Annotated in this window: 23 protein-coding genes; 7 read left to right on the top strand and 16 right to left on the bottom strand. The window is 63.0% G+C overall.

Annotated elements, in window-relative coordinates; all coding sequences use genetic code 11:
• The first annotated feature begins 337 nt into the window (after positions 1 to 337).
• From gatC to CLU94_RS10190, 4 genes are all read left to right on the top strand, one after another.
• Positions 338 to 640: an Asp-tRNA(Asn)/Glu-tRNA(Gln) amidotransferase subunit GatC gene (gene gatC / locus CLU94_RS10175; RefSeq protein ID WP_077399414.1), complete on the top strand. Its 303-nt coding sequence runs from the start codon at positions 338 to 340 to the stop codon at positions 638 to 640.
• 53 nt (positions 641 to 693) lie between these two features.
• Positions 694 to 2,178 carry an Asp-tRNA(Asn)/Glu-tRNA(Gln) amidotransferase subunit GatA gene (gene gatA, locus CLU94_RS10180; RefSeq protein ID WP_099665545.1) on the top strand — a complete coding sequence of 495 codons (1,485 nt, stop codon included), beginning with the start codon at positions 694 to 696 and terminating at the stop codon, positions 2,176 to 2,178.
• A 37-nt stretch (positions 2,179 to 2,215) separates the two neighbouring features.
• A complete protein-coding gene (gene gatB / locus CLU94_RS10185; protein WP_257219060.1) occupies positions 2,216 to 3,691 on the top strand; it encodes an Asp-tRNA(Asn)/Glu-tRNA(Gln) amidotransferase subunit GatB in 1,476 nt (491 codons plus the stop codon).
• Positions 3,692 to 3,794: 103 nt separating this feature from the next.
• Positions 3,795 to 4,832 (top strand): oxidoreductase, encoded by a 1,038-nt coding sequence (locus CLU94_RS10190; RefSeq protein WP_099665547.1) that lies wholly within the window; start codon positions 3,795 to 3,797, stop codon positions 4,830 to 4,832.
• Here the strand turns inward: CLU94_RS10190 and CLU94_RS10195 are convergent.
• From CLU94_RS10195 to CLU94_RS10215, 5 genes are all read right to left on the bottom strand, one after another.
• Positions 4,825 to 5,154 (bottom strand): hypothetical protein, encoded by a 330-nt coding sequence (locus CLU94_RS10195; protein ID WP_099668255.1) that lies wholly within the window; start codon positions 5,152 to 5,154, stop codon positions 4,825 to 4,827. The genes CLU94_RS10190 and CLU94_RS10195 overlap by 8 nt on opposite strands.
• Positions 5,154 to 5,618 carry a carboxypeptidase-like regulatory domain-containing protein gene (locus CLU94_RS10200; protein WP_099665548.1) on the bottom strand — a complete coding sequence of 155 codons (465 nt, stop codon included), beginning with the start codon at positions 5,616 to 5,618 and terminating at the stop codon, positions 5,154 to 5,156. The genes CLU94_RS10195 and CLU94_RS10200 overlap by 1 nt, the downstream gene beginning before the upstream one ends.
• 65 nt (positions 5,619 to 5,683) lie before the next feature.
• The gene (locus tag CLU94_RS10205) at positions 5,684 to 5,875 is read right to left on the bottom strand and encodes a YqaE/Pmp3 family membrane protein (RefSeq protein ID WP_077399393.1); all 192 of its coding nucleotides are present in this window, start codon (positions 5,873 to 5,875) and stop codon (positions 5,684 to 5,686) included.
• A gap of 73 nt (positions 5,876 to 5,948) precedes the next feature.
• Positions 5,949 to 6,842, bottom strand: coding sequence for an alpha/beta fold hydrolase (locus tag CLU94_RS10210; protein WP_099665549.1), 894 nt, complete (start codon positions 6,840 to 6,842; stop codon positions 5,949 to 5,951).
• 21 nt (positions 6,843 to 6,863) lie between these two features.
• Positions 6,864 to 7,757 carry a LysR substrate-binding domain-containing protein gene (locus CLU94_RS10215; protein WP_070222806.1) on the bottom strand — a complete coding sequence of 298 codons (894 nt, stop codon included), beginning with the start codon at positions 7,755 to 7,757 and terminating at the stop codon, positions 6,864 to 6,866.
• A gap of 126 nt (positions 7,758 to 7,883) precedes the next feature.
• Between CLU94_RS10215 and CLU94_RS10220 the strand changes: the two genes are divergently transcribed.
• Positions 7,884 to 8,627 (top strand): sulfite exporter TauE/SafE family protein, encoded by a 744-nt coding sequence (locus tag CLU94_RS10220; protein ID WP_099665550.1) that lies wholly within the window; start codon positions 7,884 to 7,886, stop codon positions 8,625 to 8,627.
• Positions 8,627 to 8,875, top strand: a complete 249-nt coding sequence (locus CLU94_RS10225; protein WP_180278629.1) for a GNAT family N-acetyltransferase — start codon at positions 8,627 to 8,629, stop codon at positions 8,873 to 8,875. The genes CLU94_RS10220 and CLU94_RS10225 overlap by 1 nt, the downstream gene beginning before the upstream one ends.
• Before the next feature lie 75 nt (positions 8,876 to 8,950).
• Here the strand turns inward: CLU94_RS10225 and pyrE are convergent, their stop codons facing one another.
• Positions 8,951 to 9,613 (bottom strand): orotate phosphoribosyltransferase, encoded by a 663-nt coding sequence (gene pyrE, locus CLU94_RS10230; RefSeq protein WP_035824465.1) that lies wholly within the window; start codon positions 9,611 to 9,613, stop codon positions 8,951 to 8,953.
• Between the two features lie 108 nt (positions 9,614 to 9,721).
• On the opposite strand from pyrE, the gene CLU94_RS10235 reads away from it, so the two are divergent.
• On the top strand, positions 9,722 to 10,498 hold the full coding sequence (locus CLU94_RS10235) for an exodeoxyribonuclease III (protein ID WP_077399376.1): 777 nt from the start codon (positions 9,722 to 9,724) through the stop codon (positions 10,496 to 10,498).
• A gap of 6 nt (positions 10,499 to 10,504) precedes the next feature.
• Here the strand turns inward: CLU94_RS10235 and CLU94_RS10240 are convergent, their stop codons facing one another.
• The 10 genes from CLU94_RS10240 to gshA form a co-directional block, all read right to left on the bottom strand.
• Positions 10,505 to 11,419: a pseudouridine synthase gene (locus CLU94_RS10240; protein WP_099665552.1), complete on the bottom strand. Its 915-nt coding sequence runs from the start codon at positions 11,417 to 11,419 to the stop codon at positions 10,505 to 10,507.
• A gap of 1 nt (position 11,420) precedes the next feature.
• The gene (locus CLU94_RS10245; RefSeq protein WP_099665553.1) at positions 11,421 to 12,323 is read right to left on the bottom strand and encodes a M48 family metallopeptidase; all 903 of its coding nucleotides are present in this window, start codon (positions 12,321 to 12,323) and stop codon (positions 11,421 to 11,423) included.
• On the bottom strand, positions 12,304 to 13,563 hold the full coding sequence (locus CLU94_RS10250) for an AmpG family muropeptide MFS transporter (protein WP_099665554.1): 1,260 nt from the start codon (positions 13,561 to 13,563) through the stop codon (positions 12,304 to 12,306). The genes CLU94_RS10245 and CLU94_RS10250 overlap by 20 nt, the downstream gene beginning before the upstream one ends.
• Positions 13,563 to 14,174 carry a methionine biosynthesis protein MetW gene (metW, locus tag CLU94_RS10255; RefSeq protein WP_099665555.1) on the bottom strand — a complete coding sequence of 204 codons (612 nt, stop codon included), beginning with the start codon at positions 14,172 to 14,174 and terminating at the stop codon, positions 13,563 to 13,565. Before metW ends, CLU94_RS10250 begins: the two co-directional genes overlap by 1 nt.
• A complete protein-coding gene (gene metX, locus CLU94_RS10260) occupies positions 14,171 to 15,370 on the bottom strand; it encodes a homoserine O-succinyltransferase MetX (RefSeq protein WP_099665556.1) in 1,200 nt (399 codons plus the stop codon). The genes metW and metX overlap by 4 nt, the downstream gene beginning before the upstream one ends.
• A gap of 135 nt (positions 15,371 to 15,505) precedes the next feature.
• The gene (gene ptsP, locus CLU94_RS10265; protein WP_077408955.1) at positions 15,506 to 17,248 is read right to left on the bottom strand and encodes a phosphoenolpyruvate--protein phosphotransferase; all 1,743 of its coding nucleotides are present in this window, start codon (positions 17,246 to 17,248) and stop codon (positions 15,506 to 15,508) included.
• A gap of 44 nt (positions 17,249 to 17,292) precedes the next feature.
• The gene (locus CLU94_RS10270) at positions 17,293 to 17,562 is read right to left on the bottom strand and encodes an HPr family phosphocarrier protein (protein ID WP_034749416.1); all 270 of its coding nucleotides are present in this window, start codon (positions 17,560 to 17,562) and stop codon (positions 17,293 to 17,295) included.
• A 92-nt stretch (positions 17,563 to 17,654) separates the two neighbouring features.
• A complete protein-coding gene (locus CLU94_RS10275; RefSeq protein ID WP_035824452.1) occupies positions 17,655 to 18,059 on the bottom strand; it encodes a PTS sugar transporter subunit IIA in 405 nt (134 codons plus the stop codon).
• Positions 18,060 to 18,073: 14 nt separating this feature from the next.
• A complete protein-coding gene (gene gshB, locus CLU94_RS10280; protein ID WP_099665557.1) occupies positions 18,074 to 19,030 on the bottom strand; it encodes a glutathione synthase in 957 nt (318 codons plus the stop codon).
• Between the two features lie 97 nt (positions 19,031 to 19,127).
• Complete coding sequence (gene gshA, locus CLU94_RS10285; RefSeq protein ID WP_077399358.1) at positions 19,128 to 20,426, bottom strand: glutamate--cysteine ligase; 1,299 nt, start codon at positions 20,424 to 20,426, stop codon at positions 19,128 to 19,130.
• Positions 20,427 to 20,509: the final 83 nt, after the last annotated feature.

Consider the following 20,509-nt stretch of genomic DNA (forward strand, 5'->3'; position numbering starts at 1 on the left):
CGCATCGAGCTGCGCAAAAGCTGTTTATGGGGAGTTTCAAAGCGGGCGCTTTCAGGCACCCTGAAAATCCAAAAGGCGATTTTTCCGGGTTTCGCTTGGCGCTTGCGCAATCTTTTCTATGCTGCGGCAGCAGTCCATCAGCGCCGGCAACGCATTAACCCGCCATTCTACCTTATAATTTGAATGCGATTTGCTCAAAAACCATGGAAAAGTGCGACTCTTGCAGCCGCGAGTTACGCGGCATTCCTCGATTTTTGTGAGCAAAATAGCAGTAAATACCCGCGTTTTATCAAAACGCCAACTTAATACTAATGCGCGGCACTCCGCGCCATTCGCCATGTCCCTGACACTCTCCGACGTAAAACGCATCGCCCACCTGGCCCAACTTGAAATGGCCGACGACCAGGCCGTCACGTCTTTGGCCCAATTGAACAAGATTTTTGCACTCGCGGAACAAATGCAAGCCGTCAATACCGATGGCGTGGCGCCCCTGAGCCACCCGCTGGCCGCCCACATGGACAATATCGCCCTGCGCCTGCGCGACGATATCGCCACGGAACAGAACCGCCGCGATGCCTACCAGGCCGTGGCGCCGAAGGTACAGGATGGCCTGTACCTCGTGCCCAAGGTCATCGAGTAAACACGCCGTAGCGCTGTTCCCGCCTTTTTGCCGAATATCAAAATAGAAACGCCATGCATACAAAATCCATCAAACAGCTGTCCACGCTTTTGCAGAACAAGGAAATTTCCGCCGTTGCACTGGCGACGCATTTCCTCGACCGCATCGAAGCGGACACCTCGAACGCCTTCCTGCACGTCGACCGTGCCCTGACCCTGGCGCAAGCTGCCGAGGCCGACGCGCGCATCGCCGCGGGCACGGCCACGCCCTTGACGGGCGTGCCGATCGCGCACAAGGATTTGTTCGTCACGAAAGGCTGGCGCACGACGGCCGGCTCGAAAATGCTGGCCGACTACGCCAGCCCGTTTGACGCCACCGTGGTGGAGAAATTCCAGGCCGCCGGCATGGTCACCCTGGGCAAGGTCAATTGCGATGAATTCGCCATGGGCTCCGGCAACGAGAACTCGGCCTTCGGCGCCGTGCAAAACCCGTGGGACAAGACGGCCGTACCGGGCGGCTCGTCCGGCGGCTCGGCCGCCGCCGTGGCGGCTGGCCTGACGCCGGCCGCCACCGGCACCGACACGGGCGGCTCGATCCGCCAGCCAGCCGCGTTTTGCGGCATCACCGGCATCAAGCCGACGTATGGCCGCGTCTCGCGCTTCGGCATGATCGCCTTTGCCTCGTCGCTGGACCAGGGCGGCCCGATGGCCCGCTCGGCCGAAGACTGCGCCCTGCTCTTAAGCGCCATGGCCGGCTTCGACGAACGCGACTCGACCAGCCTGTCGCCGGAACAGGGCGGCGTGGCGGAAGATTTTTCGCGTGAACTGGGCCAGCCGCTGACGGGCTTGCGCATCGGCGTGCCGCGCGAGTACTTCGGCGAAGGCCTGGCCAAGGACGTGGAAGCGGCCGTGCGCGGCGCTCTGGCGCAGTATGAAAAGCTGGGCGCCACCCTGGTCGACATCTCGCTGCCTAACACCGCCCTGTCAATTCCCGCCTATTACATGATCGCGCCGGCCGAAGCGTCGTCGAACCTGTCGCGCTACGACGGCGTGCGCTACGGCCACCGCGCTACCGAGTACAAGGACTTGCAGGACATGTACAAGAAGTCGCGCGCGCAGGGCTTCGGACCCGAAGTACAACGCCGCATCATGGTCGGCACCTATGTGCTGTGCCACGGCTACTACGACGCCTACTACCTGAAGGCGCAAAAGATCCGCCGCCTGATCGCGCAGGATTTCGACGCCGTGCTCAATGGCCCGAACGCCGTCTGCGACGTCATCATGGGCCCCGTCGCGCCGACCGTCGCCTGGGACCTGGGCGACAAGACGGACGACCCGGTGGCGAACTACCTGGCCGACATCTACACCCTGTCGACCAGCTTGGCCGGCCTGCCCGGCATGTCGATCCCGTGCGGTTTCGGCGAGGGCGAAAAGAACGCCAAGCGCCCCGTCGGCCTGCAAATCATCGGCAATTACTTTGGCGAAGCCAGGCTGCTCAATATCGCCCACCAGTTCCAGCAAGTGACGGACTGGCATACGCGCAGCCCGGCAGGCATTTAAGAAATAATTCGCGCCGCCCAGGCGGCGCCACCAAAAAATAAGCGAGAACACTATGCAATGGGAAGTCGTCATCGGTCTTGAGAACCACGTTCAGCTCACGACCGAATCCAAAATTTTCAGCGGTTCGCCGATCAAGTACGGCGCCGAAGCCAACACGCAAGCCAGTCCCGTCGACCTGGCGCTGCCAGGCGTGCTGCCGGTCATGAACAAGCAAGCCGTCGACCGCGCCATCCGCTTCGGCCTGGCCGTCGGCGCCACCGTCGCGCCGCACTCGGTCTTCGCGCGCAAAAACTATTTTTATCCCGATTCGCCCAAGGGTTACCAGATCAGCCAATTCGAAGACCCCGTCGTCATCGGTGGCGCCCTGACCTTCGGCTATGAAAAGGATGGCGAATTCGTCACCAAGACGGTCAACCTGACGCGCGCCCACTTGGAAGAAGACGCGGGCAAATCGCTGCACGAAGATTACGCGGGCATGAGCGGCATCGACTTGAACCGCGCCGGCACGCCGCTGCTGGAAATCGTCTCGGAACCGGAAATCCGCAGCGCCGCCGAAGCCGTGGCCTACGCCAAGGCCCTGCACTCGCTGGTCATGTGGCTGGGCGTTTGCGACGGCAACATGCAGGAAGGCTCGTTCCGCTGCGACGTCAACGTCTCCGTGCGCCCCGTCGGCCAGAAGGAATTCGGTACCCGCTGCGAAATCAAGAACCTGAACTCCTTCCGCTTCATCGAGGAAGCCGTGCACGTGGAAGTGCGCCGCCAGATCGAACTGATCGAAGAAGGCGGCAAGGTCGTGCAAGCGACGCGTTTGTACGATCCGGACCGCAAGGAAACGCGCGAAATGCGCAGCAAGGAAGACGCGCAGGATTACCGCTACTTCCCTGACCCTGACCTGCCGCCGCTGGTCATCTCGCAAGCGTGGATCGACACGGTCAAGGCCTCGATGCCGGAACTGCCGGCCGCCATGCGCGCCCGCTTCATCAGCGAATACGCGCTGCCGGAATACGACGCGCTGGTGCTGACGCAATCGAAAGCCATGGCCACCTACTTCGTCGCCGTGGTCGACAAGGCTGGCAAGGAAAACGCCAAGGCCGCCGCCAACTGGCTGATGGGCGACGTGTCGTCGACCCTGAACCGCGAAGGCGTGGACCTGGACGACGCCCCCGTCTCCGCCGCGCAGCTGGCCGCCATGCTCAAGCGCATCGCCGACGGCACGATCTCGAACAAGGCGGCAAAGGAAGTCTTTGCCGGCATGTGGGAAGCGAAGTCGGACGACGAAAATCTGGTCGACACCATCATCGACGCCAAGGGCCTGAAGCAGATCTCGGACTCGGGCGCCCTGGAAGCCATCGTCGATGAAGTGCTGGCGGCGAACGCCAAGTCGGTGGAACAGTACCGCGCCGGCAAGGAAGCGGCGATTAACGCGCTGATCGGCCAGGCCATGAAAGCGTCCAAGGGCAAGGCCAACCCGGCCCAGCTGACGGAACTGCTGAAGGCCAAACTGGCGGGGTAATCTTCGCGAGAGGCATGCAAAAGGACGCTGCGGCGTCCTTTTTTTATGCGCCGCCCGCTTGCGGGTATGATCATGGATTCTTCCACGCACCTGTGAATACGCCATGAACAAGATCAAAACCGGCCTGGTCGGCTACGGCTTTGCCGGCTCCACCTTTCACGCTCCCGTGCTGTCCGCCATCGAGGCCCTGGAGCTGGCGGCCGTCGCTTCCAGCAAACCGGAGCTCGTGCACAAGGATTGGCCGCACGCGACCGTGTATGCCGAGCCCGCGCAGCTGTTTGCCGATCCGTCCATCGAGCTGGTCGTCATCGCCGCGCCCAATGAAGCACATTTCAGCCTGGCGCAAGCGGCCCTGCAGGCGGGCAAGCACGTGGTGGTCGACAAGCCCTTTACCATTTCCAGCTTTGAAGCACAGAGCCTGATCGCGCTGGCCAAAGAGCGCAAACTGGTGCTCAGCGTGTATCACAACCGGCGCTGGGATGGCGACTTCCTGACCCTCAAAACGCTGCTGGCGCAGGGCACCCTGGGGCGCATCGCCAGCGTCGAGTCGCATTTCGACCGCTTCCGTCCCGAGATCCGCCAGCGCTGGCGCGAGTCTGGCGCACCGGGCGGCGGCTTGCTGTACGACCTGGGTCCGCACATGCTGGACCAGGCCATGCAGCTGTTCGGCCAGCCGGAAAAACTGTACGCCGATATCGCCCTGCAGCGCGACGGCGCGCAGGCTGTAGATTATATGCACCTTGTGCTGTACTACGACCGGCTGCGCGTGGTGCTGCAAGCGGGTTGCCTGGTAAAGGCGCCGACGGCGCGCTTCGCCGTGCATGGCGACAAAGGCAGTTTTGTGAAGTTTGGCCTCGACCCGCAGGAAGACGCCCTGAAGGCAGGCGGCAGGCCGGGCCAGCCCGGCTGGGGCGTGGATCCCGTGCGCGGCGCCCTGCACCTGGGCACGCAGCCGGACGGCCATTTCGAACACCTCGAGATGCAGGCGGGCCGCTACCAGGACTTTTACCAGGGCATGGCCGACGCCATCCGGCACGGCGCACCGGCGCCCGTGGCAGCCGAAGATGCGGCGGTGACGATACGCCTGATCGAACTGGCGCTGCAAAGCGCCACCGAAGGGCGCGTACTCAAGGTCAGTTGATGACGAAGGCCAGCACCACGGCGCCCAGCGCCAACAGGGCCAGGCCGCAAATGAACAGCAGTTCGCCCCACCATTCGTAGCGCAAGCGCGACTGGCCGGGGCGCAGCGACATGAACGAAAGCACGGCGCTGACGAGAAAGACGATGGCATCGACGGCCAGCAGCTTGTCGATCGCCACGCGCACCTCGCCGCGCGGCGCCAGGTGGCCGATCGACAGCACCGTCATGCATACGCCGACCATCGTCGCCGACGTGGGCAGGATATGGGCAGACAAACCGCGCGCCGGTACGCCCCGCTCGGGCGCCTTACCGTCGCCCGGCATCAAGGCCGGCCCTGGTTCGTTCCCGCCGGCCAGACCAGCTCCACGCGCGCGGAGCTGCCCGCCTTGACCTGCACCTTGCGTTCCAAGGTCTTGCCGGCCAGGGTGGCGCGCAAGCGGTAGCTGCCCGGCGGCAGTTTCGCCAGCAGGAACGGTCCGCTGGCCGTCGTTTCCAGCACCGACATCCCCTTGGCATCGCTGATCTGCAGCTTCACGTCGGAGGCAAATTCCGCCTTGCCTGCCGCCTGCACGGAAAACACCAGGCTCAATGGCCAATGCCGGCTGGCGCTCTTGATGGCCGTCGACTCGTCGAGGCCGATGCCGCCGCTCAGGTATTCCACCGCCCCGCTCTTCTGCACGGGCGGCAGCGCGTTATCCGTTTGCGCCTGCGCCGCACTTCCCAGCAACAGCCCGGCGGCCAGCACTGCCGCCGCCAAGCCCAGGGTACCGCGTCTGTTTGATGCCATCTCACTCTCCTCGTGTCGGTTGAATCAAGATAGGAAGCGCAGCTTAGGCAGGACTTAGGAAACCATCAACGCCGGCGCATGGCCTCGGCGATCTTCTGGTCCGTCTTGAACTGGCTCAGCGCATATACGGCCCAGATCGTCGCTGGCAGCCAGCCGATCAAGGTGATTTGCAGGATCAGGCAAATGATGCCGGCGATCGGACGGCCGATCGTGAAAAAGGTCAGCCACGGGAATATCAGGGCAATCAGCAAGCGCATCGTTCGTTCCTTCAGTATTCCCCTGCGCCGCGGGGACCGGGCCGGCATGCGGCGGTAAAATCCATTGACCTGATTATAACGATACCTGCGCCTCACGCGGCGCGGGTGCCAGTTGTTTTTCCATCCACGCCAGGATGGCGGCGAAGATCTCCTCGCGGTTCAGTTCATTGAAATTCTCGTGATAATTGGCCGGATAGTAGTGATAGTCGAGCAAGCCATCGGGCACGCTGCGCAGCATGCTCTCCGTGGCGCGGCTGTCGGCCAGCTTGTCGTCACCGGCCACCACGGCAAACAGGGGGAAACGCCAGCCCGACAAGCCTCCCGCCAATTCCTTTTGCGCCGACGTCAAGGCATGGGCGAAGCGCACCGAGGCGGCACTGGCGCGGATGCCGTCGCGCTCATCCTGGAAATGGCGCGCGGTAATGGTCTGGTCGTGCGTGAGCAGCATGGTCAGGTTCCCCAGCGGCACCTTCATCGTGGGGAAGCGCTGCGCCAGCCAGCCCGACAGCATCTGCAGCACCTTCGGCACGGGAATCGCATTCACGTAATACGGCGATGAGATGACAAAACCCTTGATGGCCGGGTCGCCCGCAAAGCGCCGCAGCCCCAGATGCGTGGCGATCAAGCCGCCCATGGAGTGGCCCATGACGAAAATCGGCACGCCTGGATACGCCTGCTTGACCCAGGCGAGGAACAGCTCTTCGTCGTCGAGGAAAGCCTCGAACGATGGGATATCGACCTTGCGCTGGCCATCGTGGCCCACCATGTCGAAGCTGACGGTGGCGATGGCGTGCTGGCGGAAGTACAGCGCCGGCGTGACATAATCGCCCGCATGCGCCATGCCGCCGTGGATCGCCAGGATCACGGCACGTGGCTGTTGTGACCCTGGCGGCTGCCAGATGTGGATGGGGCGCTCGACCTGGTCGCTGCACCGCAGGCTGGCCATCTTGTCTTCTGAAAAACGCATCGCTGCTCCTGTCATGCCCTGTCACGCCTTCAGGTGATCGATCAACTGGCGCGCATACAGGGGTAATTCACTGAACTGGCGCACGCAAATCGTCAGATTGCGTACCGACCAGGGATCGGATAATTCCAGGCAGCGCAGCGCCATCGTCTGCTGGCAGCGGCTGGCAGCCGCCAGCGGCACCACGCTGATGCCCACGCCGCTGGCCACCATGCGGCACACGGCATCGAAGCTGCGCAGGCGCACGCGTACCTTCAATGGACGCCCCAGGCGCGCCGCATGCATGCCCAGGTACTGCTGCATCGCGCTGTCGTCGGCCAGGCCGATGAAATCGTGATCCAGCAGCGTGGAGAACGCGACGACACCATCCTGGCCCAGCGCCCGGTGGTGCACGCCGTCGGCCGCGGCGATGACCACCAGGCGGTCGGGGCGAAACAAAAACGTCTGCAAGCCGCGCATGTCGACCGAGTCGGACACGATGCCCATATCGGCCAACCCTTCCGAGACAGCCTTGACGATATCGTAACTGAGGCGCTCTTCCAGGTCGATGGTCAGGTTCGGATGGCGGTCGAGAAAAGCGCCGAGCGCCTCGGGCAGGAATTCGCTGAGCGCCGCCGTATTGCACAGCAGCCGCAACTGCCCTTTCAAGCCGCGCGCAAACTCTCCAAGCTCGCCGCGCATTTTCTCCATTTGCAGTAAAACGAGGCGCGCGTGATGCAGCAAGGTCTGGCCCACGGGGGTCGGCTCCACGCCGCGCCGCCCGCGCAGCAGCAAGGGCATGCCCAGCATCTCTTCCATGCCGCGCACGCGCGCACTGCTTGAGGCCAGCGCCAGGTGGCTGCGCGCGGCGCCCGCCGTCAGGCTGCCCGCCTCCACCACGTTGACAAACAGCTGCAAATCGACCAGATCAAAGCGCATGGCGGCTCTCCTTTTCGCCATCTTATCAGCCTTCGTATTTTACTAAGGCTGACTCAAAATAATCCACCTTGGCGAAATCCGCAAGCGCGCGCAGAATCCACGCAAAATCACTGTGGGATGAAAAAGATGGAGACGTCATTTCTGCTGGCTGTTGGCGCCAGCTTCCTCGTCGCTGGCTTCGTCAAGGGCGTAGTCGGCCTGGGGCTGCCGACGGTGGCCATGGGCACGCTCAGCCTCGTCATGCCGCCCGTGCAGGCGGCCGCCCTGCTGATCGTGCCCTCGATGGTGACGAATGTCTGGCAACTGGCGGCCGGCCCCGGCCTGCGGGCGCTGCTGCGTCGCTTGTGGCCCATGCTGACCGCCGTCATGGCGGGCACGCTGGCCGGCGGCGCCCTGCTGCCGGCCGACAGCGGGGCCTGGGCCATCGTCGCGCTGGGCGTGGCGCTGATGCTGTATGCGCTGGCGGGCCTGTTCTCGCTGCAGCTGCGCGTGCCAACGCGGCACGAAGCGTGGCTGGGGCCCGTGGCAGGCGCGGTAACGGGACTGGTGACGACCGCCACGGGTGTCTTCGTCATCCCCGCCGTGCCGTATCTGCAGGGACTGGGGCTGGCGCGCGATGCGCTGGTGCAGGCGCTGGGCCTGGCGTTTACGGCGTCGACCGTGGCGCTGGCGGCCAGCCTGGCCCTTCACGGCGACTTCAGTCTCGGTGCGGCCGGCGCGTCGGCGTATGCGCTGCTGCCGGCGCTGGCCGGCATGCTGGCCGGTCAATGGCTGCGCGGACGCATCGCGCAGCCGGTATTCAAGCGATGCTTTTTTATCGGCCTGTTCGCCCTGGGTTTGCATGCGGCGCTCAAACCATGGCTGGCGTGATGATGCAGATAGACTGGCAAGGGGACAGCGCGCTGTGCGCGTGGATCGACGGCCAGCAGGTGGCCATGCTCGACATCAGCAAGTGCGCGAACGAAGTGACGGTGAACATGCTGTTCGTGAAACCGCCGTTCCGCCGGCGCGGTATCGGCGGCGCACTGCTGCGGCGACTGTTGCAATGCCATCCGCAGGCCAGCGCCGCCTGCAGCGACCCGCGGCTGCGGGCCCTGCTGGAAAGTAGTGCGATTTAAAGTGTTCAGGGCAAGGCGCAGCGCGGCAGACAGCACGCTAGTGCGGCAACGCGCTGCAACGCCGCCATGGGCGCTTTAAATCCCGTAGCGCGTGCGGTAGGCGGAAACAGCCTCTTTATGTTTCAACAGTTCCGGATCGGCGCCCGCGCCATTCAGGTAGCCGAACAAGTCGTCCAGGTTGCCGATCGAGATGACGGGAATGCCGTACTGTTTCGACACTTCCTGCACCGCCGAACTTGGCGACAGCTGGCCGTCCGGGCCCGAGCGCTCCATGCGGTCCAGGGCGATCAGCACGGCGCATGGCTCGGCGCCGGCGGCGCGGATCATGTCCACCGATTCGCGCACCGAGGTACCGGCCGAGATCACATCGTCAATGATGACAACTTTGCCATGCAATTTGGCGCCGACGATGGTGCCGCCTTCGCCATGGTCCTTGGCTTCCTTGCGGTTGAAGGCGAACGAAGTGTTGCGGCCCTTGCCGGCCAGCGCCACGGCGGTGGCCGAGGCCAGGGTGATGCCCTTGTAGGCGGGACCGAACAGCATGTCGAATTCCACGCCCGAATCGAGCAGGGTCTGCGCGTAGAACTGCGCCAGCTCGGCCAGGGTGGCGCCGTCATGGAACAGGCCCGCATTGAAGAAGTATGGCGACTGGCGTCCGGCCTTGGTGGTGAACTCGCCAAACCGCAAGACTCCCTTGGATACTGAAAACGCGATAAACTGCTGGCGTAAATTATTCACATTAGCCTCATTTTTTAAAAGTGCCTGTATTTTAATCCGCGCGCACCGGCGAGACAATCGCCATGCCGCGCCCGCCGGCCCCGTCCAGCGCCCTTTCACTCTAGACCTATGCCAAAAATTATCTCCGCCAACCTGAACGGCATCCGTTCCGCCGCCAAAAAAGGCTTTTTCAACTGGATGGGCACGCAGACGGCCGATTTCATCTGCGTGCAGGAATTGAAGGCGCAATTGCCCGACATGACGCCGGAATTCCTCAACCCGCACGGCTATCATGGCCATTTCCACTACGCCGAGAAAAAGGGCTATTCCGGCACGGGCGTGTACAGCAAGGTCGAACCGGACGCCGTGCATATCGGCTTCGGCAGCCCTGAATTCGACGCCGAAGGCCGCTACGTGCGCTGTGATTTTGGCAACCTTTCCGTCATTTCCGTGTACTGCCCGTCCGGTTCGTCCGGCCCGGAGCGCCAGGAAGCCAAGTTCCGCTTCATGGAACTGTTCCTGCCGCATTTGCTGGAATTGAAGGCGCTGGGACGCGAAGTCGTCATCTGCGGCGACTGGAACATCGCCCACCACGAAATCGACCTGAAAAACTGGAAGGGCAACAAGAAAAATTCCGGCTTCCTGCCGGAAGAACGCGCCTGGCTGACGCGCGTCTTCGACGAAGTGGGCTTTGTCGACGTACACCGCGGCCTGGACAAGCGCGAAGACCAGTACACGTGGTGGAGCAACCGCGGACAAGCCTACGCGAAAAACGTGGGCTGGCGCATCGACTACCACGTCGCCACGCCCGGCATCGCGGCCCAGGCGCATACGGTCAGCGTCTACAAGGACGAGCGCTTCTCCGACCACGCGCCGCTGATCATCGACTACACGCTCAAGGCGTAAGCGCCGCTACAGGCTGCGCCGGCTTTCAAAATGGCGCGGCGCGCCGCTCAACGGGTCCGTGAAATCGATCGCGCGCGCCAGCAACTGCAAGGGCTGCGACATATCGTCGTCCTTGCACGGCAGGGCCACCGGGTAAAACGCATCGTTGACGATGGGGATGCCCAGCGACGCCAGGTGCACGCGCAGTTGGTGCTTGCGGCCCGTGTGCGGCTGCAGCCGATACAGGCACACGTCGCCGCGCTCCTCGATCACGTCGATGACGGTTTCCGAGTTCGGCTCGCCCGCTTCCTCGCGCATGAGGAAAAACTGCTCGCCCTCGACCATGCGGCTGCGGTAGGTAAATGGAAAATCGCGGCCATCGAGGCGCGGCGCCAGCGCCTCGTACGTCTTGCGCACTTCGCGGCGCTGGAACAGCGATTGATAGGCGCCGCGACTGGCCACCTGGCGCGAAAAAATCACCACGCCAGCCGTCTCGCGGTCGAGGCGGTGGATCGGCGTCAGCTCGGCGCAGTCCAGGGTTTTCTTCAGGCGCGTCAGCAGGGTCTCCTGCACGAAGCGTCCGGCCGGCGTCATGGGCAGGAAGTGCGGCTTGTCGACCACCACCAGGTGTTCATCCTGGAACAGGATCTCTTCCTGGAAGGGGATAGGCGTTTCCCGCTCCAGCTCGCGGTAGTAAAAAATGCGCATGCCGCGCTTGTAGGCGCTGCCAGGGCCCAGCACCGCACCGTCGCCGTTGACCACTTCGCCGCGCGCCATGCGGTCCCGCCATTGCGCAGCGCTGATCTGCGGATAGCGCTCGAGCAGAAACGACAGCATGTCGGGCCATTGCCCTTCCGGCAGCCACAGGTAGCTGGGCGCCACGCCGTCGCGCATGGGCAACGGCGCCGCTGCCGGCTTGTTGCCGGGACTGCGTACAGACATCCTAGCGCTGCGCGATGGCGTTGCTGCGGTACGGCGGCAAGGCGTCCACGCTGACGCCCTTGCTGCGCGCGTACAGGGGCAGCACTTGCGCCATGTGGCTGTTCATCTGCGAGATGCGGTCCTTGCCCGACGGGTGGGTCGAGAGGAATTCCGGCGGCGCGCCCGCGCTCACGGCCGCCATCTTCTGCCACAGCACCACGCCGGCGCGCGGATCGAAACCGGCGCGCGCGGCCAGGTCCATGCCGATCAGGTCCGCTTCGCGTTCATCGTCGCGCGAGAACTTCAGCATCACGCCCTTGGCCGCCATGTTCGTGGCGGTGCTGGTCAGATTCGGGTCGACGCCGAGCCAGGCTGACAGGCCGGCACCCACCAGCTTCGAGCCGACGGCGGCCAGGTTGCCCTTGCCAGCCTGCGCTTGCGAGTGTTCGCGCAAGGCGTGCGAAATTTCATGGCCCATGACGACGGCCACTTCATCGTCGGTCAGGTTCAGTTTGGTGATGATCCCGCTGTAAAAAGCGATTTGCCCGCCCGGCATGCAAAAGGCGTTGACCTCGTCCGAGTTGAGCAAGTTGATCTGCCAGTTCCAGTTGGCCGCCGCATCGTTCCAGCGCGTGGCAAACGGGATGATGCGCTGGGCGATGGCGCGCAGGCGTTTCACTTGCGGATCGCTGTCCGGCACCAGCGCGTTTTTTTCCTTCGCTTCGTTGACCAGCTGCGTATATTGCTGCTTCGATTCCGCATTGAAATCGGTGCCGCCGGCAAAGATGCGCGACGTCGACAAGGGACGCACCTTGATGCCATCCTGTACCGTCGCCTGCTGGGCGTGGACGGACAGGGGCGCCAGCGCCGTGGCCGCGCACAGGCTGGCCAGGACGGTGTAACGTTTAAGGGATATTGGTGCCATTGGCAGACCTCCATGGAGCGATTTTAGGCAGCATCATCATGGCCGGGAAGGCCAGGAAGAAGCACACGATGAAAAACGAGAACCAGCCCAGCTCGGCGACCAGGAAGCCCACCGAGGCATTGATCAGGGTGCGCGGCACGGCGCTCAGGCTGGAAAACAGCGCATATTGCGTGGCCGTGTAGCGCGGGTCCGTGGTGCGCGACAGGAACGCGACAAAGGCGGCCGCACCCAGGCCCAGGCTGGCGAAAGCTTCAAAACCGATCACGGCGCTCAATAGCATGGTGTTCGGCCCCACCTGCGCCAGCCAGGCAAATCCCAGAATCGCGATCGCCTGCAGCGCGCCAAACACCCACAGGCCCCGGTTGATGCCCAGCTTGAGCATCCACACGCCGCCCACCACGCCGCCGGCCAGGCTGGCCCAGAAACCCGTAGTGTTGGCGGCCAGGCCGATCTGCGTCATGGAAAAGCCCAGGTCCAGGTAAAACTTCGTCGCCAGCGCCGTGGCCATGCTGTCGCCGATTTTATAGAGTAATACGAAAGCGAGAATCCACATTGCGTTACGCCAACCATCACGCGCGATGAATTCCTGGAATGGCAAGATGATCGCTTCGCGCATGGTCTTCGGCGGCGAGCCATACACGGTCGGCTCCCTGATCAGCAGGGTGCACACGAGGCCCGGCAGCATGAAGGCGGCCGTGATCCAGAACACGGGCTGCCACGGCATGCGGTCGGCCAGGATCAGCGACAGCGCGCCCGGCACCATGCCCGCCACCTTGTACGCGTTGACGATGACGGCGGCGCCCAGGCCCTGCTCGTTATCGCTGAGAATTTCGCGCCGGTAGGCGTCGATGACGATATCCTGGCTGGCAGACAGAAAAGCCACGCCGCCGGCAGCGGCCGCGATCAGGCCGATCTGCGTGAGCGGATCGAGCATGCCCATGCCGCCGATGGAAAAGAACAGCGCCACCTGCGTCAGGGCCATCCAGCCGCGCCGGCGTCCCAGGCCCAGGATGCGGTAGCGGTCCATCAGGGGCGCCCACAGGAATTTCCAGATGTACGGAAACTGCACCAGGGCGAACAGCCCCAGCGCCTTGACGTTCAATCCCGACTTGGCCAGCCATGCCTGCAGCAGGTACAGCAGGATGAACAGGGGCAAGCCGGAACTGAAGCCCAGCACCAGCACGGCCAGCATGCGGCCATTGGCATAGGAACGCCAGCCTGGCGCCGGGATTGTGGTCATCAATGCACCGCTTTTTTACGCAGGCGGAAGACGGCCAGGTCGCCGCGCAGGTTCGGCAGCACGGAGACCATCTTGCCTTCGGCCAGGGCCACGCATTCGATCACTTCCAGGCCGCATTCCTCGGCCAGTTCGCGGAAGTCGTTGATCGTAGCGCAGCGCACGTTGGGCGTGTCATACCACTGGTAGGGCAGCGATTTCGACACGGGCATGCGCCCTTTCAGCAATGCCACGCGGTGCGGCCAGTAGGCGAAGTTGGGGAACGAGACGATGGCCTCGGCGCCCACGCGCACGATGTCGCGCAGCAGCGGCTCGACCTGTTTCATCATCTGCAGGGACGACAGGCACAGCACCGTATCGAAGCTGTTGTCGCCAAAGACGGCCAGGCCCTTTTCCATGTCCTGCTGGATCACATTGACGCCGCGCAAAGTACTGGCCAATACCTTGTCGTCGGCGATCTCGATGCCGTAACCGCTGCACTCCTTGTCGCTTTGCAGGTATTGCAGCATCACGCCGTCGCCGCAGCCCACGTCCAGCACATGTGCGTTGTCCGGCACCCAGTGGGCGATGAAGGCCAGGTCGGGGCGCAGCGCGCTCAATTCGTCAAAAGTCATGCGGTCTCCTTCGCGCCCTGGCGGACGGCGGTGTGCTGTGCAGGAGCGGGCAAGCCCGCCCCGATGTCGTTCCATACCTGGCCATAATAGGCGCGCACCATGTTCATGTAGCGCGCATCTTCCAGCAGGAAGGCGTCGTGGCCGTGCGGCGCGTCGATTTCCGCATACGTGACCTGGCGGCGGTTGCAGACGAGCGCTTCGACGATTTCCCGGCTGCGCTCGGGCGAGAAGCGCCAGTCAGTGGAAAACGAGGCGAGGAAGAACTTGGCCTTGGTGCCCGACAGGGCCTTGGCCAGGTCGCCGCCGTGCGCGCGCGCCGGGTCGAAATAATCGAGCGCCTTGGTGATCAATAAATACGTGTTGGCGTCGAAGTATTCGGAGAATTTGTCGCCCTGGTAGCGCAAATACGATTCGATCTCGAAATCGATGCCGAAGCCGAACTTGTAATCGCCCGTCTGCGCCGCATCGCGCAGCTTGCGGCCGAATTTCTCGGCCATGTCGTCATTCGACAGATAGGTGATATGGCCCACCATGCGCGCCACGCGCAAGCCGTTCTTCGGCACCACGCCGTGGGCATAGAAGTCGCCGCCATGGTAATCGGGGTCGGACAGGATGGCCTGGCGCGCCACGTCGTTGAAAGCGATGTTTTGCGCCGACAGCTTGGCCGTCGAGGCGATCACCACGCAGTGGCGCAGCCGCTCGGGGAACATGATGCTCCACGCCAGCGCCTGCATGCCGCCCAGCGAACCGCCCATCACGGCGGCAAACTGTGTGATGCCCAGTTCATCGGCCAGGCGCGCCTGCGCGCTGACCCAGTCTTCCACCGTGACAACGGGGAAGGAGGCGCCGTACGGCTTGCCGGTGGCGGGATTGGTGTGCATGGGGCCCGTCGAACCGAAGCAGGAACCCAGGTTGTTGACGCCGATGACGAAGAATTTGTTAGTGTCGAGCGGCTTGCCCGGTCCCACCATATTGTCCCACCAGCCCGTGCTTTTCGGCTCGTCCGCATACACGCCAGCCACGTGGTGCGAGGCGTTCAGGGCGTGGCAGACCAGCACCGCGTTCGATTTGTCGGCGTTCAAGGTGCCGTAGGTTTCATACATCAACATATAGTCTTGCAGCGATGCTCCGCTTTGCAGCTGCAAGGGTTGCGCAAAATACATGGTTTGCGGCGAAACAATTCCAATGGATGACATGTGTGTCGGTTTATAAAAGGGGGGCGGCCCCACGGGCCATGGTCGATGCAGCACCGCGATGATAGGTGCTGCAACTTTAGCATCAGGGCACCTCTTGCCGCGCGCGAGGTGTCCTGATGCTGATAAGGTGACAGTTTACATGAGCTGCAGTTGCTGGACAGCTTCCGCGATCACATTTGGTTCCATGGAACGCATAATTTTGCGCATTTGTGGCGCAATCAGGCCAAGATCGCTGTTGAGTATCTCTTGCTTGACTGCCAACAGCTGGGCCGGATGCATGGAAAACTCGCGCAGCCCCATGCCCAGCAGCAAGCGCGTGAGCTTCACGTCGCCCGCCATCTCGCCACAGACTGCCACGTCGATGCCCGCCTTGTGGCCGGCGGCGATCGTCATGGAGATCAGTTGCAGCACGGCCGGGTGCAGCGGATTGTACAAATGCGCCACTTCATAGTCGACGCGGTCGATGGCCAGGGTGTACTGGATCAAATCATTCGTGCCGATCGACAGGAAATCCATGCGCTTGACGAACATGGGCAGGGCCAGCGCGGCGGCGGGAATCTCGATCATGGCGCCCACTTCGACCTCGTCGTCGAACTTGACGCCGTCCTCGCGCAGGCTGGCCTTCGCTTGCGCGATCATGGCCAGCGACTGGTCGATCTCGAACGCATGCGCCAGCATGGGAATCAGGATGCGCACCTTGCCGAAGGCGGAAGCGCGCAAAATGGCGCGCAGCTGCGTCAGGAACAGCTGCGGCTCGGCCAGGCAGTAGCGGATGGCGCGCAAGCCCAGGGCGGGATTCAAGGCCGTATGGTCGGACTGGTCGAGCGGCTTGTCGGCGCCGATGTCAAGCGTGCGGATGGTCACCACGCGCCCCTTCATCGATTGCACCGTGTTGCGGTAAGCCTCGAACTGCTCGTCCTCGGTGGGAATCTTGTGCGCGCGGCCCATGAACAGGAATTCGGAACGGAACAGGCCCACGCCGCTGGCGCCCGATTCCAGCGCGAACGGGCAATCCTCGGGCAGTTCGATATTCGCCAGCAGGGTAATCGGCGTGCCGCACCTGGTGACGGCCGGCGTCTTTTTCAGCTTGCCCAGCTTCTTGCGCGCGCGCTGCATGGCCACCTGGCGCTCGCGGTACTGCTCCAGCACCAGGGGACTGGGGTTGGCGATCACCACGCCCGCGTCGCCGTCGATGATCAGCCAGTCGTCCTGCTCGATCAGCATCGACGCCTGCGACATGCCGACGGCGGCCGGGATATCCAGGCTGCGCGCGACGATGGCCGTGTGCGAGTTCTGGCCGCCCACGTCGGTGATGAAGCCGATGAAGGAGCGGTCGCGGAACTGCAGCATGTCGGCCGGCGAGATATCGTGGGCGACGACGATCATCTGCGCCAGCAACTCATCGTCGGCGGCCGCTTTCGGCAGCAGCTGTTCCGTGCCCAGCAAGACCTTCAGCACGCGTTCGGCCACTTGCTGGATGTCGGCCTTGCGTTCGCGCAAATACGGGTCTTCGATTTCGTCGAACTGCGCCGACAATTCATCAATTTGCGTCAACAGCGCCCATTCGGCGTTGTAGTGGCGCGAACGGATGATGTCGAGCGGCGCTTCGGCGATCATCGGGTCCGACAGGATCAGCGCATGCACGTCGATGAACGCGCCCAGTTCCGTGGGGGCATCCTTCGGCAGCTCGTTCCACAGGGTTTGCAGCTCCTTGTGGACGGCGGCGATGGCGTTTTGCAAACGCTGGACTTCCGCTTCGATCTGTTCCTGGGCGACCAGGTAGTGTTTGACGTCAAGGGCGGCCGGCGCCAGCAGATGCGCGCGGCCAATGGCGATGCCGCGGGAGACCGGGATGCCGTGGAGCGTGAAAGATGCCATGGGGTGACCTGTCGGAATGCGGCTGCGGCTGCGTTCGGCGGGCATTACTCGCCTTCGCCAAACCTGTCATTAATCAGGGCGGTGAGCGCATCGACACATGCCTGCTCATCATCGCCCTCGGCTTCCAGGGTCACTTTCGCGCCCTTGCCGGCGGCCAGCATCATCACGCCCATGATGGACTTGGCGTTGATGCGGCGCGCGTTGCGGGTCAGCCAGACGTCGCTCTTGAACTTGGCGGCGAGCTGGGTAAATTTGGCGGAGGCGCGTGCGTGCAATCCCAGCTTGTTGATGATTTCGAGTTCTCTTTGAATCATTTTTGTATGGTCTCTATCCCTGAATGCACTACGCTGATGACAATCTTGGCCTATAAAAACCGCCGCCTTCAGGGCGGCGGCCATGCACTTCCTTATTCTCCCACGCGGATGCGGTTATCGACGCGCACGGCGCCGCTTTGCGCACCGGCCAGCGCCATCTCCACCACCACGTCGAGCGTGTCGCGGCGATACGTGATGGCGCGCAGCAGCATCGGCAGGCTGATGCCGGCGATGACTTCCACCCGCCCCGCATCGGCCAGCTTATTGCAGCAGTTCGACGGCGTGCCGCCCTTCACGTCGGTAATCACCAGCACGCCGGAGCCGTCGTCGAGACGGCAGATGGCGTCCGACGCCAGCTTTTGCACTTCCGCCAGGTCCTGGTCGGCGACGACGTCGATGGCTTCAAACCGTTCCGTTGGCCCCCGAAACACATGCGCGCAGGCGGCGATGAAAGCCTGTCCCAGCGGTGCATGTGTCATGAGCAAAATCCCTACCATAGTCATTTCACCTTCTAGCGCTGCTGCGCTTGCGCAACGCCATGCTCGACGGCGTCGACAAACATGGCCGCCACGTCAAAGCCCGTCTGCTGCATGATTTCCTGGAAGCAAGTCGGGCTGGTGACATTGACTTCCGTCAGATAGTCGCCGATCACGTCCAATCCTACCAGCATCAGGCCACGCGCGGCCAGGATCGGGCCCAGCTTTTCAGCGATTTCCAGGTCGCGCGCCGTCAATGGCTGCGCCACGCCCGTGCCGCCGGCGGCCAGGTTGCCCCGGACTTCGCCCGCCTGCGGGATACGCGCCAGCGAAAACGGCACCGGCTTGCCGCCGATGACGAGGATGCGCTTGTCGCCCTTGACGATGTCGGGAATAAACCGCTGCGCCATGATGGTCTGTGCGCCGTTCTCGCTCAGGGTCTCGATGATGGCGCCCAGGTTCAGGCCGTCGGCCTTGACGCGGAAGATACCCGTGCCGCCCATGCCGTCAAGCGGCTTGAAGATGACGTCCTGGTGCTTGGCGTGGAAGGCGCGCAGGCGCGCTTCGTTCGACGTCACCAGGGTCGGCGAAGTGAATTCGGAAAACTGGGCGATGGCCAGCTTTTCATTGTTGTCGCGGATGGCGGAAGGCTTGTTGAAGACGTGCGCGCCCTGCTTTTCCGCCAGTTCCAGCAGATACGTGCCATACACGTACTCCATGTCGAACGGCGGGTCCTTGCGCTCGATGATAGCGTCCAGGGTCGACAGGCGCACTTCCTCGGTGGAAACGACCTTGTACCAGTCGTGCTCGTCGCCCGTCAGCTCGATATGCTGTACCCGCGCCGTGACGATGCCCTCTTCCAGCGCCATGTCCTTCTGTTCGAAGGCGTACACGGCGTGGCCGCGTTTGGCCGCCTCGCGCATCATGGCGAAAGTGGAATCTTTGTAAGTCTTGAAGCCTGCCAGCGGGTCGGCAAGGAATGCAATTTTCATGGTGCGTCCAATCGGGGAGCCTGGATAAGGAATGCTTGATTCTAGCCGAGATCGCCGGGCGCGGTAGTCACCGCGCCCGGCAAGCCGCAGGGATGGATCAATACACCTCGGGATTCGGGTCCGTGCGCTCCATTTCCAGCGACGCGGCCAGCAAGGCCAGGCGCGCCACCACGCCATACACATAGAAGCGGTTCGGCGCGGCCGTGCCCGGCTTGGCCTTCAAGTCCGGCACGGCATGCTGCTGGGCAAATGCCAGCGGCACGTACTGCGAGCCGGGCGCGTTCAGGTTCTGGTCCACGCCCTTTTCCGCGTGCACGCGGTAGAAGCCGCCCACCACGTAGCGGTCGATCATGTAGACGACCGGCTCGGCCACGGCATCCTTGATGCTTTCAAAGGTCGGCACGCCTTCCTGGATGATGACGTCGGTGACAACCTTGCCGTCCTTGACGATGGACATCTTGTCGCGCTGCTTGCGCGACAGGTCGCGCACTTCGCTGGCGTCGCGCACCGTCATGATGCCCGTGCCATACGTGCCCGCATCGGGCTTGACGATGACGAAGGGCTTTTCCTTGATGCCGTATTCCTTGTATTTCTTGCGGATCTTGGCCAGCAGCACGTCGACGCTGGCGGCCAGCGCATCTTCGCCCTCGCCTTCCTGGAAATTGACGTCGCTGCACTTGGCGTGGAAGGGGTTGAGCATCCACGGGTCGACATCGATCATCTTGCCGAATTTCTTCACCACTTCATCGTAGGCCGTGTAGTGGTTGCTCTTGCGGCGCAAGGCCCAGCCCGCGTGCAAGGGCGGCAGCAGGCTTTGCTCATGAATATTTTGCAAGATATCGGGAATGCCGTCCGACAAGTCGTTATTCAGCAGAATCGTGCACGGGTCGAAATCCTTCAAGCCCAGGCGGCGGCCATTGTTCAGGCGCACGAGGGGCTCGATGACGAGCATGTTGCCATCTGGCAACGCCAACGGTGTCGGCTGGGTGATGTCGGGCGACCAGGAACCGAAGCGCACGTGCAGCCCCGTCTGGCGGAAGATCTGCATCAGGCGCGCCACGTTCTGCAGGTATTGCGGCGTGGTGTTGTGCAATTCCGGCACGATCAGCAGGTTGCGGGCATCCGGGCAATACTTGTCGATGGCGGCCATGGCCGCCTGCACGGACAAGGGCAGCATTTCCGTCGCCAGGTTGTGGAAACCGCCAGGGAACAGATTGGTATCGACGGGCGCCAGCTTGTAGCCCGCATTACGCAAGTCTACCGAGCAATAGAAGGGCGGCGTGTGCTCTTGCCACTCCATGCGAAACCAGCGCTCAATGGCCGGCGTCGCGGCCAGAATCTTTTTTTCGAGGTCGAGCAGCGGTCCGGTCAGGGCCGTGACGAGATGGGGAACCATAGTTACATCCTTAAATTATGTGCAGTATTCAAAAAAGCACACAGAACTGCCGACTATATTACCGTGTAAGTACCCCAAATCGG

This window comes from Janthinobacterium sp. 13 (assembly GCF_002749695.1).
Lineage (GTDB): Bacteria > Pseudomonadota > Gammaproteobacteria > Burkholderiales > Burkholderiaceae_D > Janthinobacterium > Janthinobacterium kumbetense.

Bases quoted from the DNA above. Each gene is read 5' to 3' on its own strand.
- gatC (WP_077399414.1), top strand. From the start codon at position 338: ATGTCCCTGACACTCTCCGACGTAAAACGCATCGCCCACCTGGCCCAA.
- gatA (WP_099665545.1), top strand. From the start codon at position 694: ATGCATACAAAATCCATCAAACAGCTGTCCACGCTTTTGCAGAACAAG.
- CLU94_RS10190 (WP_099665547.1), top strand. From the start codon at position 3,795: ATGAACAAGATCAAAACCGGCCTGGTCGGCTACGGCTTTGCCGGCTCC.
- CLU94_RS10195 (WP_099668255.1), bottom strand. From the start codon at position 5,154: ATGCCGGGCGACGGTAAGGCGCCCGAGCGGGGCGTACCGGCGCGCGGT.
- CLU94_RS10200 (WP_099665548.1), bottom strand. From the start codon at position 5,618: ATGGCATCAAACAGACGCGGTACCCTGGGCTTGGCGGCGGCAGTGCTG.
- CLU94_RS10205 (WP_077399393.1), bottom strand. From the start codon at position 5,875: ATGCGCTTGCTGATTGCCCTGATATTCCCGTGGCTGACCTTTTTCACG.
- CLU94_RS10210 (WP_099665549.1), bottom strand. From the start codon at position 6,842: ATGCGTTTTTCAGAAGACAAGATGGCCAGCCTGCGGTGCAGCGACCAG.
- CLU94_RS10215 (WP_070222806.1), bottom strand. From the start codon at position 7,757: ATGCGCTTTGATCTGGTCGATTTGCAGCTGTTTGTCAACGTGGTGGAG.
- CLU94_RS10220 (WP_099665550.1), top strand. From the start codon at position 7,884: ATGGAGACGTCATTTCTGCTGGCTGTTGGCGCCAGCTTCCTCGTCGCT.
- CLU94_RS10225 (WP_180278629.1), top strand. From the start codon at position 8,627: ATGATGCAGATAGACTGGCAAGGGGACAGCGCGCTGTGCGCGTGGATC.
- CLU94_RS10235 (WP_077399376.1), top strand. From the start codon at position 9,722: ATGCCAAAAATTATCTCCGCCAACCTGAACGGCATCCGTTCCGCCGCC.
- CLU94_RS10240 (WP_099665552.1), bottom strand. From the start codon at position 11,419: ATGTCTGTACGCAGTCCCGGCAACAAGCCGGCAGCGGCGCCGTTGCCC.
- CLU94_RS10245 (WP_099665553.1), bottom strand. From the start codon at position 12,323: ATGGCACCAATATCCCTTAAACGTTACACCGTCCTGGCCAGCCTGTGC.
- CLU94_RS10250 (WP_099665554.1), bottom strand. From the start codon at position 13,563: ATGACCACAATCCCGGCGCCAGGCTGGCGTTCCTATGCCAATGGCCGC.
- metW (WP_099665555.1), bottom strand. From the start codon at position 14,174: ATGACTTTTGACGAATTGAGCGCGCTGCGCCCCGACCTGGCCTTCATC.
- metX (WP_099665556.1), bottom strand. From the start codon at position 15,370: ATGTCATCCATTGGAATTGTTTCGCCGCAAACCATGTATTTTGCGCAA.
- ptsP (WP_077408955.1), bottom strand. From the start codon at position 17,248: ATGGCATCTTTCACGCTCCACGGCATCCCGGTCTCCCGCGGCATCGCC.
- CLU94_RS10270 (WP_034749416.1), bottom strand. From the start codon at position 17,562: ATGATTCAAAGAGAACTCGAAATCATCAACAAGCTGGGATTGCACGCA.
- CLU94_RS10275 (WP_035824452.1), bottom strand. From the start codon at position 18,059: ATGGTAGGGATTTTGCTCATGACACATGCACCGCTGGGACAGGCTTTC.
- gshB (WP_099665557.1), bottom strand. From the start codon at position 19,030: ATGAAAATTGCATTCCTTGCCGACCCGCTGGCAGGCTTCAAGACTTAC.
- gshA (WP_077399358.1), bottom strand. From the start codon at position 20,426: ATGGTTCCCCATCTCGTCACGGCCCTGACCGGACCGCTGCTCGACCTC.